Here is a 17,493-nt window from a genome sequence, read left to right on the forward strand (position 1 = left end):
ATGGATGCGCGGCGCCACGGCGCAGCTCGCCCACAGATCGCGAGACGGACGCAGTGATCGCGCTGCGAACATCCGGCCACAATGAAGGGAAGTAGCGATGTCGCATGCCGATACCGGAATGCGGGTCGCGGGCGCCTGGCTTGCGATCGCTTCTGTACTCTTGGGTTTCGTCCTGATCGGTCACGGGCCGATTAATCCCGACCTCGCCCAGCAAATGCAGGCCATCGCCAGTGGCGTCACCCTGTGGGTGGTCGTGCATTGGGCCGCCGCGGCAGCACTTTCGCTGTTCGTCGTCGCGAGCCTGATCGTGCTGACCGCCGGCTCTCGACTGACCGAACGCTGGTGGACCCTATCCGCCTGGGCGGTGGTGGCCGTCGGCGCGCTCTGGACGATGACAACCGCCGTGGCCGAGGCCACCACCGTCGCCGATGCCGTCGCCGCCAACGACATGGCGCGATTCGCGGTCTGGTGGGCCTTCGCCGAGGGCAAGGCCAACGGCTTCATGTTCCTCTGCCTGGCGGTTGCCGTGATCGCCGGCAATGAGACGCTGAGCCGGCAACAGGTAACGCCGACCTGGGCGTCACTGGTCGGAGTCGTGGCCGGGCTTGGTGCCTTCGTCGGATGGCCGCTGGGCATGTGGTTCGGCATCGGGCTGGGCAGCCTCGTCTGGGTTGCGTCGTCTTTTGTAATGGCCCTGTGGACGTTGTGGTTCGGGTTGGGGCTCGCGCGAGCCGAGAACAGCGTGTCGAAAGCTCGCAGCGCGAGCTTCAGCGCGTGAGCACCCCAAGAGGCCAGCGGCACGTGCAATACGTTACCGTCCTATCAACATCAGGGAGGCCATGATGACTCACGTTGACGGTTACACCGCCACCCCGGCAGCAATTGAAGATAGCGCCGATGTCAAAGCTGAAGGCGTGCGGCAAATGTCGGCTATTGTTTAGGGTTACGGATGCCGGCCAACAGGTGTTGGCTTGGCGCGAGGGCCGGCGTCCGAAAGCCTCCAGGGAAAGAACCCGCGGGATGGAGGGCGTGGTTCCGGCGCTATGGGGATTTGACGGTTCCGCGTGGTTCGCGGTGGGTGCACTGATGCGGCTGACAGGTGGGACTGCTCAGGTTGACAGGCGCGCGCGGCCGGCCGAGGCGGCGCATGATGCGGTGTGGCGGCTGAAGAATCCGGTCGCCTGCGGCTGACGTTTCAGGATCAAACCCAATCACTCTGAACGACCGAGTTCGACCCGGTCCGACCGTCAAGGCATTTCAGGCGACGAAGTCGATCCATCAACGTGCGTGGCTCGATCGCGCCAAAAGAAGGCGTGTGCGTCGGCTGAGCAAGCTCCGTCACAGCTGCGCTCAACGGGGCGCGACAAGTGCCGACCATCCAATTGATCGCTGATGGTTACTACGTGCTGGCCATGCTAGAATTCAGCGTCCTCGACGTGGTTAAAATCGGGGAATTGCGACCGGTTGACGGCGCGGGAGGTCGACGGACAAACACGAACAGATCACAGGGAGGAAGCAATGTTTCGGACACCAGTTCATCTTGCATTCTTGACAGCGTCGATTGTTGCCCTGCCATCTTACGCGGCCATGGCCGATGACACACAGATCGCGCGCGGCGAATATCTGGTTACGATTGCCGGCTGCAGCGACTGTCACACATCCGGTTACTTCTTCGGGAAGCCCGACATGTCGCGCTTCCTTGGCGGTTCAGATGTGGGCTTCGAGATTCCTGGTCTTGGTGTCTTTGTCGCCCGTAATATCACGCCTGACAGGGAGACCGGTATCGGAAGCTGGACCCCGGAGCAGATCGTCACCGCGATCCAGACCGGCGAACGGCCGGACGGCCGCATCCTGGCGCCGATCATGCCTTGGCGCGATTTTGCGCATCTCACCGCGGATGACGCCATGGCGATCGCGGCATTCCTCCAAAGTGTGAAGCCGGTCAGCCACCAGGTTCCCGGCCCGTTCAAACCCGGGGAAGCGGTGTCGACGTTCATGATGCGGATTATGCCGCCGGGGGAAGCCGCAGCCGCTGCAACGAAGTAGGGCGGCTTTGATCGGAACGAGATTTTTAGTCGAATAATGGGTGAATGTCCGCCTTGGAGATGATGAGGCCGATATCCGAACGGCAGAAATGGGTCGATTCGAGCCGTTGCGCGAAGGGCCGCTTTTGAGAAGCGCCATGAATGTCGCGATATTGGCGCTACCTACTCGTTCCCATCGACGAGACGAATGGCAGCATCCACCCTTCCCCCGGTCCTCGGCGGCGGACGCGATGAACGGCTCGATTGAGCCCGAAACGAACTTCTGTCACATCGGTAACCTGCCGCCACCTCCTCAAATTGCCCGCGAGCTCGGTCTGAGCCAGCGGACGGTAGACCGTCACGTTAGCGATATCCTGACGCGGCTGAACGTGCGCACGCGCGCGGCAGCCACGGCCTATGCGGTCGAGCACGGCCTGATCGGCATGGTCGTATCTGGGTAATCCTACCCAAGCCAAATTTCTCGCTGCGTGGGTACTTACGCCGAAGCGGGCAACCGTGGCGCGGGTCTAAACCTCATGGCGTGATAAAGGCCACAGGAGGTTTTCCCGATGCCAACGAATAATAACAGCATGAGCGGGCCGGGCGGTGTCTGGCTCGCCACCGGAACGCTGCTGCTGGCGGCTGCGCTCGTCTTTCACGGGCCACCGGACGCGGATTTGTCTGTTCAGATGCAGAATATCGCCGAGGGCCATGGGCGATGGGCTACGGTCCATTGGACGGCGGCAGCGGCGCTGTTCCTGATCGCCGGCGCTTCGTTCCTGAACCTGGCGCTCAACCCCCGGGTTCGGCGTTCGCCGATGCTGAGTTCTGCCTGGATGGTGATGGCTCTCGGCGCCCTGACTACGTTCTCCACCGCAGTCGCCGAGGCATCGGTGGTCGCGGTCGCGGCCGACCGGGGTGACACCAACGCCTTCATGACCTGGTGGGCGTTTTCCGGCGGCATGGGTAACGGATTCTGGGCGTTAGCCTTGGCGACAGCGCTTGTCGCGTATCACGATGCCCGCGACAACGTTGGGATACTGCCCCGATGGGCCGCGATCGTCGGCTCGGCGTTCGGTATCCTTTCAGCAACCGGGTGGACACTCGGTGAGCAGCTCGGGATCGGCATCGGGGGTCCGATCTGGCTGATTTCCTCGCTTCTCATGTGCCTGTGGCTCGCGTGGTACGGGCTGTCCTCAAGCAGCGTCCGGTCGGGGCAAGCCACGGCGTAAAGCGCCTGATCCAGCATCATCTTGAGACAGGAGGAAAAAATGTCCCTTCAAACGAAGGAAATCGAGGCGACGATCCACGACATCCACGAATTCTTCACCGACTGGGTGGCGGGCCGATGCCCTGGCGACGACGCGACGTTCAAGAAGAACGCGCTCGACCGGATCAGCGACGATCTGGTCGCCATCATGCCGGGCGGCAGGGCGTTCGGGAAAAATGATTTCGCAGGTTACATGAAGAGCATCTACGGATCGAATCCGGCCTTCCGTATCAAAATACGCGACATCCGGATCAGCCATCAAAGCGCCGACCTGGCGGTCGTGAACTACCACGAATGGCAACGCGACGCGAAGGACTCCGATCAACCGAACAATGGCCGGGTCACGACGATGGTGGTCCGCGATCGCGGCAACAGCCGGGGGCCCGAGATCTTGCAAGTTCATGAAACCTGGCTCCCAGCCGATGTCGTTCAGTCCGCGGATTTCGCGTTCTGAGAAGCGTCGGTCCGAAACGGGCAGAGAAAGGAATTGCGCTGGCGGCACCATCGGCTCTGCCGGCGTCATGGAGCCAGAACTGTGCTTCTTTTCAGCTCGAATTGATCCACATTCAACGTCCGGCTAGCCCAGCAAGCCGGCCATTCCATGCGTTCGCGTGGAGCGTCGGCTCGCCACCCATTGCTGCCGCTTGGTCGGCTGAACGCTTCGGCAGATCTTAGGCCCAGAGCGGACGTTAACCCGGCGCAAGATTTGGTCGCGAACAGCGCGGCCACGTCCGCAGGAGCCACGAAAGGAACCAGATCGGCGCTCCGGGGCAGGGATTTGGAAAGTATCATTGCCTAAGTTTCTGGTACTTTGAGGAAGTTCGGATAGATCATCTGCGGGACATTCAACCGCAACCGGCCGGCAGGCTTTTCGGCAAAGCTTCCCGCATCCCTCATTGCGGCAAGGATGAGCTCCAGCGCCGGTCCTGCCTGGCTCAAAACCTCTCGCCGGCTTCAGTCAGGCTCGTCGCCCTCGTGGTCCGCGTCAGAAGGGTCGCGCTAAGCCGCGCTTCCAGTTGCCTGATCATCTTGCTGATCGCCGACGGCGAGACCCGAAGTGTCTTGGCCGCGGCCGTGAAGTTGGCCGGCGCCGCTGGTTTCGCATGTTTCTTGGCGAACAGACGCCCGAAGCAGCGTTGGCCGCAGCCGACGATCCCGTCCCGGTCCCGGCCAAGAAACGCGAAAATCTATGCGAGGCCAATCTCTATGTCGCGGAGTTTTTACCGGCTCGACGGCCGTGACGATGAAGCCTTGCGGCGGTACCGGCTTGCGGAACGCGACTGCCCCCACGACTTCATCGAATATGTCGCAGCAGGCAATGCACTGCGCGCGCTCGGTGTGTCGCCATAGTGCGCCGCTGCGGATGATTCATTGTAGGCTCGAGCGCAACCTCGGCGCAAAGGCGACGGCAGGTTCGGTGCGTATTGTCGCTGCTGTCAATGCCGCAGGATCTTGCTCAGAAAAGCGCGGCTGCGGTCGGTCTTCGGGTTGGAGAAGAACTCATCCGGCGTGCCGCTCTCGACGATGGCGCCGGCGTCCATGAACACGACGCGCTGGGCGACCTTGCGGGCAAAGCCCATCTCGTGCGTCACCACCATCATGGTCATGCCTTCCTCGGCCACCGCGACCATGACGTCGAGCACCTCCGAGATCATCTCGGGATCGAGCGCCGAGGTCGGCTCGTCGAACAGCATGATCTTGGGGCGCATGCCGAGGCAGCGCGCGATCGCCACGCGCTGCTGCTGGCCACCAGACAGCTGCGCCGGATAGGCGTTCACCTTGTCGGCGAGGCCGACCTTGGCGAGCAATTCGCGCCCGGCCTTCTCGGCTTCAGCGCGCGGGATCTTGCGGACATGGATCGGCGCCAGGGTGACGTTCTCGAGCGCCGTCTTGTGCGGGTAGAGGTTGAACGACTGGAAGACGAAGCCGATCTCGGTGCGCAGCCGCGTCATGTTGGTGGCGGGGTCGCCGAGGCGCTGGCCGTCGACCGTCAGGTCGCCGTCGCGGATCGTCTCCAGCCCATTGATGCAGCGGATCAGGGTGCTCTTGCCCGAGCCGCTCGGGCCGCAGACGACGACCACTTCGCGCGGCTCGACGCTGAGCTTGATGTCCTTCAGCACGTTGAGCGTGCCGAACCATTTGTTGACGCCGCGAAATTCGATCATGCCGGTTTTGGTCATATTGCCGGACCCTTGAGGTTCGATGTCACAACTGCACCTCGCCATGCGCCGCGCCCATGCGTTGCTCCAGCCGGCGGGCCAGCATGATCAGGGGGTAGCAGACGATGAAGTAACCGAGGCCGACGAGGAAGAAGACCAGCAGCCCATTGGGTACACGCTGCACCACCAGCCAGCCGACGCGGGTGAGGTCGGTGAGGCCTATGGCCGAGACGACCGAGGAATCCTTGATCAGCAGCACATATTGCCCGACCAGCGGCGGCAGCACGATGCGCATCGCCTGCGGCAGCACCACCTGGCGCATGCGCTGCCAGCGCGACAGGCCGGACGCCAGTGCTGCCTCGACCTGGCCGGTCGGCACCGAGCGGATGCCGGCGACGACGATCTCGCAGATGAAGCAGGCGGCCAGGTTGGTCAGCGCGATGATGCCGGCGGTGAAGGCGTCGAGCTCGATGCCGAGTTCCGGCAGGATGAAGAAGATCAGGAAGATCTGCACCAGGAACGGCGTGCCGCGGATCAGGTCGACCCAGGCGCCGATCGCGCCGCTGATCAGCCGGTTGCCGCCGGTGCGCAGGATGCCGAGGCCGAAGCCGAGCAGCGTGCCCAGCACCAGGCTGATCAGCGACAGCACCACGGTCATGCCGAGGCCGTGCAAGGCGAGGGGATAGCTGCCGGCGATGCTTTGCAGCTGCTGCCAGATCATGTCCGTGCCCCCGCCAGGCCGAGCCAGCGCCCGGAGAGCGCCGCCAGCCCCTTCAGCCCGTAATAGAGCAGGAGGTAGAAGGCGGCGATGGTGATGAAACCTTCGGCCGGCATGAAGCGGTCGGAGGCGAGCAATTGTCCGGCGCGCGTCAGCTCGGCAACCGAGATCAGCGACAACAGGGCGGAATCCTTGACCAGCACGATCGCCTGGCCGAGCAGCGGCGGGATCGTCACCTTGAACGCCTGCGGCAGGATGACCAGGCGCATGCGCTGGACATAGGTCATGCCGGAGGCGACGCCGGCCTCCACCTGGCCGCGCGGGATCGACAGGATGCCGGCGCGGATGATCTCGGCGACATAGGCGCCGCTGTTCAGCGACAGGGCCAAGATGCCGACGACGAGCTCGGGCAGGACGAAGCCGAGCCGCGGCAGGCCGAAATAGAGGAAATAAAGCTGCGCCAGCAGCGGCGTGGCGCGCACCGCGTCGATATAGGCCTTGGCCGGGACGCGGAACAGCCGGCCGCGCTGCAGGTTCATGGCGGCGAGCACGATGCCGACGGCGAGCGCGCCGGCAAAGGAGAGGACAGACAGCCACACGGTCGTGACGAGGCCCTGCCCGAACAGGGGCAGATATTCGACGATGGTGCGGAAGCTGAAGTTTTCGAGCATTTTGGACGGTGAATGGTGAATAGTGAATAGGGAATAGTGAATAGGGAATTGGGAATAGGAGCAGCAAGTAGCGAGTAGCTCTTCTCTACTCCCTACCCCCTACTCCCTGCTCACCATTCACCATTCACACTACTCAGTGATCCTTCTTCCAGGCGTCGGAATTCACCCAGTAATCGAGGTTCTTCTGCAGGCGGCCGTCGAGGCTGACCTGGTCGAGGAACAGGTTCATCCACACCAGCAGGTCCTGCTCGTCATAGCGTGTGGCGAAGGCCAGCGGCTCTTTCGACAGCATGTCCGGCATGATGATGAAGCTGTCGGCGGGGTAAGCGGTCGACTGGCCCTTGACCGCCGAGACGTCGTTGACGCCGCAATCGGCCTGGCCGTTGTTGACGGCGTCGAGCAGCAGCGGGCCGCCGCCCTTGTAGCTCTTGATATCGGCGTCGGGGAAGGCGGCCTTGGCTTCCTTCTCGCCGGTGGCGCCGAGCAGCACCGCGATCTTGGTGCCCTTGGCCTTGCAGTCCTCGGTGGACTTGAAGGCGGTCCCAGCCTTGGTGAAGACTGTGCTGCCGGTGTACATGTAAGGCTTGGTGAAGGCGACCTTCATGCCACGCGCCAGTGTCGGGGTCATGTCGGCGACCAGAAGATCGGCCTTGCCCGACAGCAGCGCCGGGATCAGGCCGTCCCAGTCGAAGTCGAGGAAGGTGATCTTGACGCCCATTTCCTTGGCCATCAGTTCGGCGAGTTCGACCGAACTGCCGGTGCGTTCGCCGGCAGCACCCACCAGCGAGAAGGGCGGTCCTTGCGTCTGCACGGCGACGCGCAACTCTCCGCGCTTGGTGATCTCGTCGAGCGTTCCCGCACTGGCGGCAGCGGTAAGGCCAGCGAGCGCAAGGCCGGCGATGAAAAGCTTGGCAATCTTCATTTGGGCATTCCTCCTTGTTGTCGTTTGTTGTTCCACTTGTTGTTTCACCCCATCGAGGTGCTTTTTGAGCGGCAGCGCCGTTGCCGGCGGCGACCACCGTTCGAAAATCCTTCAGTCCCAGCTCACCGTTTCGGCAACCTTGATGCCGCGCTTGGCCAGCTCATCGAGGAAGCGGCCATCGGGAACATGCAGCAGCGGATTGAGCAGGCCGGGCGCGGCGATCTCGCGCCGTGCCAGCATCTGCGCCACAATGCTGGCGGGATAGCCGACGCCGAGGCTCATGCCGAATAGGCCCGAGGCGAGGTCGCGTTCGATGACCAGCTCCGAGGTCACCGTCTTGCGGCGGTCGCCTTCGCTGCCGACAAAGACGTTGCGCATCACGCAAAGGTCCTTTTCGTCGGCGCCATATTGCAGTTGCGGGCCAAGCAGCCGGCCGAGGAATTCGCGTGGGCTGGCACCGGTGCTTTGCACCTTGTCCTCGGACAGGAAGCCGAGCTGCTTCAGCGGCGCCCAGAACGCCGACCAGCCGGGCCAGCGAAGCGAATAGCGGCCGGAGCGCTGCAGCCCCTTGGCGGCGGCGAGCATGCCGGCATAATGCTGCGCGTCGCCATTGGGGAAGGCTTCGAGCCTGCCCAGTCCCGCCACCTCGATCTCGTGGATGAAACGATTGTCGTGCTGGCGGGCGGCCGGCACATCGACCCGTTTGCCGTCCTCGACCAGCACGCTGTCGCGGTTCTGGCTGACCAGAACCATGTCGAAATTCCAGCTCACCTTGTAGCGCAGCGGCTCGACCACCGCCTTCGGCTCGGGAATGCCGCCGCAGTAGGAATCGATCGCGGTGATGGTGTCGAACTGGCTGGCGGCGCGCGCGTAGAGCACCAGGTCGATGCCGGGGTCGAGCCCGCATTCGGTCACGATCGACACGCCGGCCTTTTCGGCCTCGGGAGCGAGATCGGCGATGGCCTTGCCGTAATTGGTGGTGACCAGCGGCGTGCGCGTCGCGATCGCCGCCTGCACCGCGTCGCGCATCAGCGGCTGCGGCAACAGGTCGATGACCGCATCGACGTCCTCCATCACATCGGCCAGCACCGGACCGATCGCGCCCTCCGGCACGACAAAACGCACCCTGGCAAGGTCGGTCAGGCCGCCAAGCCGCGCAGCGCCGTCGGTTGCCGTGTCGACACAGACCACTTGCTCGACGCCGTCGCTGGCAACGAGATCGGCGATCGCCGCCCGGCCTTGCAGGCCGAGGCCGCCGAGAACCGCGATCTTCATGCCATTTCCTTCCGCGTCTCGTCCGACCAGCAGCCTTCCGGCAGGCTGACCCATTTGTTGCAGGACGCCATGACGACGAAGGTCTCGCTGCGCACGACTTCGCCCGGCTCGCCGGCGCCGGGGATCAGCTCGCTGGTGACGCGGTAGAGATCGGCGACATCACCGGCCACGGTCACGTCGACGATGATGTCGAAGCGCCCGGTGACGACGGCGGCCGAGTTCACGAAAGGCAGTTCGGAGATGCGCTGCGCCAGTTCCCGGGCGCGGCCGCGTCCCTGCGCATTGATGCCGACGATGGCCGAGATCAGCTCAGGGCGTTCGGTCAGGTTGAGCAGCCCGACGATCTTGAGCAGGTTGCGGTCGAGCAGGTTGCGCAGCCGCATGCGCACCGTCGGCACCGAGATCGCCATCTTCTCAGCGAGGCGGTTGACGCCAAGCTGCGCATCTTGCGACAGCAGCTTGACCAGTCGCCGGTCGGTCTGATCGAGATGTTCCCGCAAACGCTCAGGCTTTCATAAAGGGAAAGAAATGATCGTATTTTCTTTCTGATATGAAAATACCTTATGAGAGATTTTTAACAACGGCAAGAGCCATGTCATCCGCCGTGCCGCTGCGCCTATCGGCAGTTTCGTCGATGTCGCCACATTTTGTTCTTGCTTTGTGCCGGCAGCTATGCTACTAATTTGGGTATGGTGCCAATTTGGCTCCAACGACCCGTCCTCCCGAGGCGGGTTTTTGTTTCCGGATCTTTTGAAGGTTCAGCGCCGCCGGTCTAAGATTGGCGGGACACCGTGGTTCCGCGGAGCGCAGCCGCAACTCATGCCTTCACGTGACGGGCGGAAAGGCTCATCCGCGAAATGGCCAAAATCGGCTTTTCAACAAAACTGTAGCTGGCCAGGGAGACGGCAATGCAGGCGGTGACAATAACCATGCCAGCAAGCCATGGTGATACGCTGACGCTTGCAACGACAGGAGCGGTCGCAAGCAGCACGATAGGATGCGTCAGATAGAGAGAGTAGGAGGCATCGCCCAATCTTGCCAGCAGGCGAGGAGCAAAAAGCCGGAAATAGCTTTCCAGGCTGATGCAACCGGCGACAAGGATCAAGGCCGGGATTCCCTGAGCAAGGGTTCGCGGCAAGTTGAAGCCAAGTACCATCACCAGCATGGACACGATGGCGAACACGAGCGCCGAGACACCCAGGACGGTAGGCAAACGCGCCAGTCTGCCGACCAGGTGGCCGAGCGCCATGCCGGCAAGGAACTCAAACAGGATTGGCGTGGTATAGAAAAACAGCACAGTGTCGGCGGCGGGTTTGAAGACGATGCGCGCCGCTACGGCGATTGCAAAGACAACGCCGACCATGGCCATTTGCGTCAGCGTGCCGAAACGCATAGTCGCTGCGAACAGAATGTAAAACAGGATTTCCAGATTGAGCGTCCAACCCACGCCAAGCACCGGTTGGACATAGCCTGTGACCGTATCGAGATAGGCTATGAAAAGCAGGCTATTGGTGATCTGCTCAAGAAACACTGCACGACCGGCAAACAACCAAAGTGCGGCGACCATGAGGAAGGTCATAACCCAATAGAAGGGAACGACGCGCGTGAAGCGCTGCATCAAAAAAGCACGGTGGTCGGCGCGTCTGTTCTCTGTCGAGAGAACCATTACAAAACCACTAATGACGAAAAACAGGTCGACGCCGCTGTTTAGAACGGGAATACGCAGATCGAGCATGCCCAGCGCGGCCGGAAGATGATAGATAACAACCATGAGAGCTGCTAGCCCCCGCAGTACCTGTATCGATGTATACTGTTGAATCCGACGCGGCGCAGCGTGATCATTCTGTGGAATGATGTTCATCAAAAAATGGTCCCCGGTGCAGGAGAGCATAAACATACGTGATCGTTGATGTGCCGATTAATTGTTGGTTTAATTAACACGTAAAGTTTTAGATAAGTTTTATTGATATAGCGTGCCGCCACACTTATGCTCGGCCGACTTTGGCCTGCCTCGTTGCCAAACTTGGCATCTCCCCAGTGAAGAGGAGATTGGCCGTTCCCGCGCTAACGGCTGGACTCGAAGATAGCGACGGCTGCCGCTGTCAGCGCAGCGTTACTAGATGCTACTGTTCCATCAGGGAGCTCCTTGCCGTCTTCCAGTCCGACGCGCGTCGACCAACGGCGTTCCGCCGCCCGGTGCACGAAAGGCCAGACCGTGGCGTCGGCGCCGTGCAGCAGGATTGCCCGGCGCATTCCGGCGCCGTCGAGCACGGCGGCGATATCGTCGCTGATCTCCAGCGCAGCGTCCGGCTCCTGCTCGGAGATTTCGATCAGGATCCGCAGCACGCGTTTGCCATGGTCGAGGCTCACCAGGCGTTCGGCGTCGGCGACGGAGGCAAGCCCCGCCTCGATGCCAATGCCGCGTTGGCGCAGACGCTCCATGATAGCGGGCGCGGCGTCTTCGCTGAGATTGACCGAGGCATAGTCGGGCAGCTCGCTCCAAGCGGCGATCGCGGCCAGCGTCCGCTCGTCGTCATTCTCAATCCAGGCGCCGGTCGACACGCCGATCAGCGTTCCAGGGCAGGCGCGACGAAGCGCCAGCACCGTCCGATCCATCGCCGCCGGAGCCAGGCTTTCGCGGCCGTCCAGCCCGCGGGCATGGACATGCAGTTCGGCGGCACCGGCGGCGACGCAGGTCGCACCGTCGCGCGCCATGGCTTCGGGATCAAGCGGCAGTCGCGGGTGAAAATCGGCGCTGCGCGCGCCATTGATGCAGGTCTGGACAATCATGCTATGGGCAGTCCGGTTGCGGTTGCTGCCAGCCTAGCGCGGGCCAGTGAAAACCGGAATCGCGCTGGCGAAGGCTCCTGACATATGGACGCCGGCCGGCTTGGATCAGTCTGGCAGGGTGTGTCTCTATCGCCTTGTTCGCCAACGATCTTCTCGGCAAAAGAGACGGTCGTTTGCAGAGTTATGGCGGCACGCCCAGATCGTGCAGCGCACTCATGGCGGCTCGGTATTCGACGAAATCCCTGGGACAATCGCTAGCGGCGAGCCGGTAAAGCCGTAAGGCTTCCTCGCTATGCCCTTGGAGCCGGCTAAGCTCGGCCGTGTAGAAATTCGTTTCGCAGACTTGTCCGGTTCTCTGAGCCAGGCCCACAGCACCGGCATCCGAAAGTGCTTCGGCGGACGTCTTTTCACCCAGCAGCATGCTGACCAGCGGTGCCGGCCACTTCGTCATGTCGAGCTTGCTTTTCGCCTCCTTCAAGTGGCTCGCCGCGCCGTTGCGCCGCGCCGCGATATCAAGCCAGATGGCAAAGTAGGCATTGTCGGGGGTGAGAGAGGCCGCCTGCTCGAAATCCGTCTGCGCCATCGCCGTCGCGCCGGAATAGAGATACAGGACGCCCCGGCCAGCATAGGTGGAGGCGTCTTTCGGATCGAGGTTGATTGCTTCGCCATAGTCGGCGATAGCGCGGCTGTATTGGTCCTTTGCCGTCCAGGCTACGCCTCGGTTTTGGTAGCTCTTGACAAGTCTCGGATCGAGGCTGATCGCGCGGTCGTAGTCGGCGATGGCGAGATCGTATTCGCCTTTCCTGCTCCAGGCGAAACCTCGGTCGTTGTAGGCGATCGCCTTTGTCGGGTCGAGCGTAACGGTCTGGCTGTAATCGGCGATCGCCCGGTCATTGTCGCCTTTTTCTAGCCATGCCTCGCCGCGTTTGTAGTAGGCGGGCATCAGTTTCGGATCGAGGCTAATCGCCTTATCGAAATCGGCGATGGCCTTCTCGGCATCACCCTTGGCAATCCACGTTATGCCCCGGTTGAAAAATGCAGAAGGGTCTTTTGGATCGAGGCTGATGGCCTTGTCGAAATCGGCGAGGGCGCCGTCATTGTCGCTCTTTCCCGCACGCGCGATTCCACGATTGGAATAGGAAAAGGTATTTTTCGGGTTGAGGCCGAGCGCTTTGTCGTAGTCGGCGATGGCACGGTCGAACTCGCCCTTTGCCGCCCACACCAGTCCTCGGTTGTTGTAGGCATCGATGTTCCCGGGGTCGGAGCTGATTGCCTGGTCGTAATCGGCCATAGCACGGTCATTGTCCCCTTTGGCGAACCAGGCTATTCCCCGATTGTAGTAAGCGCTTGAGTATTTTGGATCGAGGTTGATGGCTTGTCCGTAATCTTTGAAGGCGCGGTTGACGTCGCCTTTGCGCGCCCAGACCATCCCCCGGTTGTTGAAAGTCTCGGCACGCTTCGGATCAAGATCGATCGCTATGTTGTAGTCGGCGAGGGCGTGGTCATTATCGCCCTTCTTGAACCACACTAAACCCCGAGCGTTGAAAGCGTAGGTATCTTTCTGGTCAAGACTGATCGCCTTGTCGAGATTGGCCATCGCGTCGTCGAAATCGCCCCTGTCGATATCTATCATGCCCCGATGCAGATAGGCGTCGGTCTGACCCGGGTCGATGGTAATCGCCTGGTTGAGGTCGGCCAGCGCACGGTCCCTATCGCCCCGGTCCGCCAGAGCTGCACCTCGATTGGCGTATGCGTCGGCGTATTTCGGATCGAGGCGGATCGCCTGGTCAAAATCAGCGATGGCCTTGTCGGCTTCGCCCTTTCGCCACAAGGACATGCCACGGTTGTTGAAGGGCATCGCGCCTTTTGGATCGAGACCGATGGCTCGGTTGGAGTCCTCAATGGCGTGGTCGTCTTCCCCCTTCTTGTACCAGGCATGGCTACGACTGACGTAGATTTTCGGATTTGTCGGATCGAGCCTGATCGCCTGGGTGTAATCGGCAATGGCACTGTCCGCATCGCCCCTTGCAAGCGAGGCGATGCCTCTGTTGAAATAGGCATTGCCAAGGTTCGGATCGAAGGTGATCGCCTGGCTGTAATCGGCGATGGCACGATCGATGTCGCCCTTGTTTGCTCGGGCCAGACCCCGGTTTGAATAAGAGATGGCGTGTTTCGGATCGAGTCTGATCGCCTGGTCGTAGTCGGTGATGGCGCCGTCGAAATCGCCTTTCGCCGCCCATGCTATCCCCCGGTTGTTGTAGGCGTCGACATATTTCGGATCGAGCGCGGTGGCCTGACCATAGTCGGCGATGCCGCCATCGGCGTCACCTGCGTCGGATCGGGCCGCGCCTCGCGCGTAGTATGCGACGGCGAGTTTTGAATCGATGCCAATCGCCTTGCCATAATCGGCTATGGCGCGGTCATGGTCCCCCCGGTTGGCCCAAGTGACGCCTCTGCTGTAATAGGCTGGTGCAAATGTCGGATCGAGGCTGATGGACGTGTCGAAGTCCGCCAGCGCCTGGTCATGGTCGCCCTTGTTCGACCAGGCGAGGCCTCTGTTGTAGTAGACGCTAGCATCCTTCGGATCGATCGCGACGACCTTATTGTAGTCGGTGATGGCGCCGTCAAAATCGCCGCCCGTCAGCCGGGCGTTGCCGCGCCGGTAGTAGGCATGCGCGTTTTTCGGATCGAGGCTGATCACCTTGTCATAGTCGGCCAGCGCGCGCTCCTCATCGCCCTTGCTGGTCAACGCATCGGCTCGATCGTTCAGGGAACCGGCGTCGTTCGGGTTGAGCCTGATGGCCCGGTCGAAGTCGGCTATCGCGCGGTCGTCGTCGCCTTTGCGTGACCAGATCAGCCCGCGATTGTGGTAATTTCTGCCGTCTCCCGGATTGAGGCTGATTGCCCTGTCATAGTCGGCCAAAGCCCGGTCGTTCTCGCCCTTGAAGGTCCAGGCGACGCCGCGGTTGTAGTAGGCATCGCCATATTTCGGGTCCAGGCTGATCGCCTTGTCCAGATCGGCGATGCCCTTGTCGTAGTCGCCCTTGAAGACCCAGCTGATGCCCCGGTTGTAGTAGCCGCTGGCGACGGTCGGTGCGATGCCGATGAACGCGCTGTAGTCGGCGATCGCGCGGTCATAGTCGCCTCGTTCCGTCAGGGCATTGCCGCGCTTGAAATAGGCAATACCGCGGTTTTCGAGGGGCTCTGTCGCATCCTCGATCATGCGCGTACAGGCGGGAATCCGCACCGCCGGATCGACCTCATCGTCGCTGACGCAGTCGCTGCTGGCGGGCAAGGCCGGGAGCGCCGAGACCAGCATGACGACGAGGCAAACGAGGAATTGCCGGACTGCCCTGTCCCCCTGTCGAACCCGTCCGATCAAATCGCCCCCCATCGCGGCAAGCCCAGCTGCATTGTATTCAACGAAATCCCCGAGACAATCGCTAACGAGTTACCCGGCAAGAAACGGGTGGTCCGCGCGCGCCGTTTCACCCATCTCAATGACAGAGAAGCCACAGGAGGCGAAGCCATGACCATCCATTCGATAGGCGCGAAAGCGGCGGTCAAATCGGCGGAGGTGCGCGTTGCCGGATATGACTGGCGGACGCTGGCCGATGAGCTGAGCGGCTATGGTTGCGCGGTGATGGAAAAGCTGCTGACGCCGCAGGAGTGCCGGCATATCGCCGGACTTTATTCGGACGAGAGCCATTTCCGCAGCCATGTCCATATGGCGCGGCATGGCTTCGGCAAGGGCGAGTACCGCTATTTCCGCTATCCCTTGCCCGACTTGATCGGCGGCTTGCGCACCGCGCTCTATCCGCGCCTGGCCGCGGTCGCCAATGACTGGAACGAGCGCATGGGTATCGCCCAGCGCTATCCCGACGAACACGCCGCGTTCCTCGAGCAATGCCACGAGCAGGGCCAGACGCGGCCGACGCCGCTCCTGCTGCAATATGTTCCCGGCGACTTCAACTGCTTGCACCAGGATCTCTACGGCGATCTGGCCTTCCCGCTGCAGGTGGCGATCCTGTTGTCGGAACCAGGCAAGGATTTCACCGGCGGCGAGTTCGTGCTGACCGAGCAGCGTCCGCGCATGCAGAGCCGCGCCGAGGTGGTGCCGCTGCGCCGGGGCGACGCGGTCGCCTTCGCGGTCCACAATCGACCGGTCCAGGGCAGCAAGGGCAATTACCGGGTCAATCTCAGGCACGGCGTCAGCCGGCTTCGCTCCGGCATGCGCCACACTGTCGGTATCATCTTCCACGACGCCAAGTAACCGGGCCGCCCGGTCAAGCCCTGGCGACGATTACCTCGAAAAATCGCTGCGCACGATACCGTGGCGCTGGAGCTTGTCGTAGAAGGTCTTGCGCGGAATCCCCAGCGCTTCGATCGTGCGCCTGACGTCGCCCTCGTTGCGGCCAAGCGTCTCGCGAATGATGTCGGCCTCGTAGCGCTCCAGCCGCTCCGGCAGCTTCATGGCGGCGTTCGATTGGGTCGGGGCAGGGGGTTGTGCTTCGGCGCCTTCCTCCAATCCAAGCACGAACCGCTCGGCGAAATGCGCCAGTTCGCGCACATTGCCCGGCCAGTCATGGTCGCTGAGATGGCGATGCACCGAAGCCGGCACTGCCGGCACCTGGCGGTGGAAACGGGCGGCGGCGCGCTCGGCGAAATAGAAGAACAGCAGGGCGACATCGTCGCGGCGCTCGCGCAGCGGCGGGATCGAGATCGTCACCACGTTGAGCCGGTAGTAAAGGTCCTCGCGGAAAGCGCCGCGCTGGCGCGGATCGGCGAGGTCGACCTTGGCGGCGGCGACGACGCGCAGATCCACCGGCCGCACCTCGTTGGTGCCGAGCGGGGTGACCTCGCGCATTTCCAGCACGCGCAGCATCTGCACCTGTGTCGAGACCGGCATGCTTTCGATCTCGTCGAGGAACAGCGTGCCGCCGCTGGCGTGCTCGATGCGGCCGATCCGTTTCTTCTGAGCGCCGGTGAAGGCGCCGGCCTCATGGCCGAACAATTCGCTTTCGATGACGGTCTCCGGCAGCGTGCCGCAATTCAGCGCGACGAAATTGCCCTTGGCGCGGCGGCTCCAGCGATGCAGAAGGCTTGCCACCACCTCCTTGCCGGAGCCGGTCTCGCCGGTCACCAGCACATCGACGTCGGTGTCGGCGATCTGGCGTAGTGTGCGGCGCAGCCTGTCCATCGCCGGCGTCTGGCCGATCAGCGGCAGGCCGTCCTGCGCCTCTCCGGCCGCCTCGCGCAAGGCCCGGTTCTCCATCACCAGGCGGCGCTTTTCCGCTGCGCGGCGCACGCTCTGTACCAGCCGGTCGGCGGCGAAAGGCTTGGTGATGAAGTCGTAGGCGCCGTCCTTGATCGCCTTGACGGCCATGGCGATGTCGCCATGTCCGGTGACGAGGATGACGGGAATGTCGGTATCCAGCCGCAGGATGCGGTTGAAAAGCTGCAAGCCGTCGATCTGAGGCATGCGGATATCCGACACCACGACGCCGGTAAAACCGGCGTCGAGCCCGGCCAGCGCCTCGGCCGCCACCGCAAAGGCCGAGACCGAGAAGCCGGCAAGCTCCAGCGTCTGCACGGTGGCCTTGAGGAGATCGCGGTCGTCGTCGATCAGGATCACCGGCGCGGCATTGTCGTTCGTCATGATGG

19 protein-coding genes are annotated in these 17,493 nt (G+C 62.4%); 8 read left to right on the forward strand and 11 right to left on the reverse strand.

The features are described 5' to 3' along the window. Window positions 1-97: 97 nt before the first annotated feature. The 6 genes from NKH93_RS07525 to NKH93_RS07550 all read left to right on the forward strand — a co-directional run bounded on the left by NKH93_RS07525 (window position 98) and on the right by NKH93_RS07550 (window position 3,748). A complete protein-coding gene (locus NKH93_RS07525) occupies window positions 98-778 on the forward strand; it encodes a hypothetical protein (RefSeq protein ID WP_352501301.1) in 681 nt (226 codons plus the stop codon). Window positions 779-1,020: 242 nt separating this feature from the next. Then, the gene (locus NKH93_RS07530) at window positions 1,021-1,191 is read left to right on the forward strand and encodes a hypothetical protein (RefSeq protein ID WP_352501300.1); all 171 of its coding nucleotides are present in this window, start codon (window positions 1,021-1,023) and stop codon (window positions 1,189-1,191) included. Between the two features lie 327 nt (window positions 1,192-1,518). Continuing rightward, window positions 1,519-2,046 (forward strand): c-type cytochrome, encoded by a 528-nt coding sequence (locus NKH93_RS07535; RefSeq protein ID WP_502893757.1) that lies wholly within the window; start codon window positions 1,519-1,521, stop codon window positions 2,044-2,046. Window positions 2,047-2,275: 229 nt separating this feature from the next. Further along, window positions 2,276-2,485, forward strand: coding sequence for a LuxR C-terminal-related transcriptional regulator (locus NKH93_RS07540; RefSeq protein ID WP_352541235.1), 210 nt, complete (start codon window positions 2,276-2,278; stop codon window positions 2,483-2,485). 129 nt (window positions 2,486-2,614) lie between these two features. Continuing rightward, window positions 2,615-3,256 (forward strand): hypothetical protein, encoded by a 642-nt coding sequence (locus tag NKH93_RS07545; RefSeq protein ID WP_352473775.1) that lies wholly within the window; start codon window positions 2,615-2,617, stop codon window positions 3,254-3,256. A 39-nt stretch (window positions 3,257-3,295) separates the two neighbouring features. Continuing rightward, window positions 3,296-3,748 carry a nuclear transport factor 2 family protein gene (locus tag NKH93_RS07550; RefSeq protein ID WP_352473774.1) on the forward strand — a complete coding sequence of 151 codons (453 nt, stop codon included), beginning with the start codon at window positions 3,296-3,298 and terminating at the stop codon, window positions 3,746-3,748. 481 nt (window positions 3,749-4,229) lie between these two features. On the opposite strand, the gene NKH93_RS07555 is transcribed toward NKH93_RS07550, so the two are convergent. Beyond that, window positions 4,230-4,322: a LysR family transcriptional regulator gene (locus NKH93_RS07555; RefSeq protein ID WP_352473773.1), complete on the reverse strand. Its 93-nt coding sequence runs from the start codon at window positions 4,320-4,322 to the stop codon at window positions 4,230-4,232. A gap of 178 nt (window positions 4,323-4,500) precedes the next feature. On the opposite strand from NKH93_RS07555, the gene NKH93_RS07560 reads away from it, so the two are divergent. Further along, complete coding sequence (locus tag NKH93_RS07560; RefSeq protein ID WP_352685236.1) at window positions 4,501-4,644, forward strand: hypothetical protein; 144 nt, start codon at window positions 4,501-4,503, stop codon at window positions 4,642-4,644. Between the two features lie 86 nt (window positions 4,645-4,730). On the opposite strand, the gene NKH93_RS07565 is transcribed toward NKH93_RS07560, so the two are convergent. The 9 genes from NKH93_RS07565 to NKH93_RS07605 all read right to left on the reverse strand — a co-directional run bounded on the left by NKH93_RS07565 (window position 4,731) and on the right by NKH93_RS07605 (window position 15,211). Beyond that, the gene (locus NKH93_RS07565) at window positions 4,731-5,474 is read right to left on the reverse strand and encodes an amino acid ABC transporter ATP-binding protein (protein WP_352473770.1); all 744 of its coding nucleotides are present in this window, start codon (window positions 5,472-5,474) and stop codon (window positions 4,731-4,733) included. Window positions 5,475-5,499: 25 nt separating this feature from the next. Continuing rightward, window positions 5,500-6,174, reverse strand: a complete 675-nt coding sequence (locus NKH93_RS07570) for an amino acid ABC transporter permease (RefSeq protein WP_352920321.1) — start codon at window positions 6,172-6,174, stop codon at window positions 5,500-5,502. After that, the gene (locus NKH93_RS07575; protein ID WP_023720609.1) at window positions 6,171-6,842 is read right to left on the reverse strand and encodes an amino acid ABC transporter permease; all 672 of its coding nucleotides are present in this window, start codon (window positions 6,840-6,842) and stop codon (window positions 6,171-6,173) included. The genes NKH93_RS07570 and NKH93_RS07575 overlap by 4 nt, the downstream gene beginning before the upstream one ends. Before the next feature lie 133 nt (window positions 6,843-6,975). Then, window positions 6,976-7,764, reverse strand: a complete 789-nt coding sequence (locus NKH93_RS07580) for an ABC transporter substrate-binding protein (protein ID WP_352569105.1) — start codon at window positions 7,762-7,764, stop codon at window positions 6,976-6,978. A gap of 111 nt (window positions 7,765-7,875) precedes the next feature. Next, the gene (locus tag NKH93_RS07585; protein WP_352920317.1) at window positions 7,876-9,039 is read right to left on the reverse strand and encodes a saccharopine dehydrogenase family protein; all 1,164 of its coding nucleotides are present in this window, start codon (window positions 9,037-9,039) and stop codon (window positions 7,876-7,878) included. Beyond that, window positions 9,036-9,539: an Lrp/AsnC family transcriptional regulator gene (locus NKH93_RS07590; RefSeq protein ID WP_023677254.1), complete on the reverse strand. Its 504-nt coding sequence runs from the start codon at window positions 9,537-9,539 to the stop codon at window positions 9,036-9,038. The genes NKH93_RS07585 and NKH93_RS07590 overlap by 4 nt, the downstream gene beginning before the upstream one ends. 317 nt (window positions 9,540-9,856) lie before the next feature. After that, window positions 9,857-10,900 carry an acyltransferase family protein gene (locus NKH93_RS07595; protein ID WP_352569108.1) on the reverse strand — a complete coding sequence of 348 codons (1,044 nt, stop codon included), beginning with the start codon at window positions 10,898-10,900 and terminating at the stop codon, window positions 9,857-9,859. Between the two features lie 203 nt (window positions 10,901-11,103). After that, window positions 11,104-11,829 (reverse strand): 3-keto-5-aminohexanoate cleavage protein, encoded by a 726-nt coding sequence (locus NKH93_RS07600; RefSeq protein ID WP_352920313.1) that lies wholly within the window; start codon window positions 11,827-11,829, stop codon window positions 11,104-11,106. 181 nt (window positions 11,830-12,010) lie between these two features. Continuing rightward, window positions 12,011-15,211: a tetratricopeptide repeat protein gene (locus tag NKH93_RS07605; RefSeq protein ID WP_352969779.1), complete on the reverse strand. Its 3,201-nt coding sequence runs from the start codon at window positions 15,209-15,211 to the stop codon at window positions 12,011-12,013. 147 nt (window positions 15,212-15,358) lie between these two features. Here NKH93_RS07605 and NKH93_RS07610 point away from each other — a divergent pair, with 147 nt between their 5' ends. Continuing rightward, a complete protein-coding gene (locus NKH93_RS07610; RefSeq protein ID WP_352774355.1) occupies window positions 15,359-16,102 on the forward strand; it encodes a 2OG-Fe(II) oxygenase in 744 nt (247 codons plus the stop codon). A gap of 30 nt (window positions 16,103-16,132) precedes the next feature. Here the strand turns inward: NKH93_RS07610 and NKH93_RS07615 are convergent, their stop codons facing one another. Next, entirely contained in the window at window positions 16,133-17,488 is a 1,356-nt protein-coding gene (locus NKH93_RS07615; RefSeq protein WP_352920306.1) for a sigma-54-dependent transcriptional regulator, read from the reverse strand. Window positions 17,489-17,493: the final 5 nt, after the last annotated feature.

The sequence above is a fragment of the Mesorhizobium sp. M0954 genome (genome assembly GCF_040319155.1).
Lineage (GTDB): Bacteria > Pseudomonadota > Alphaproteobacteria > Rhizobiales > Rhizobiaceae > Mesorhizobium.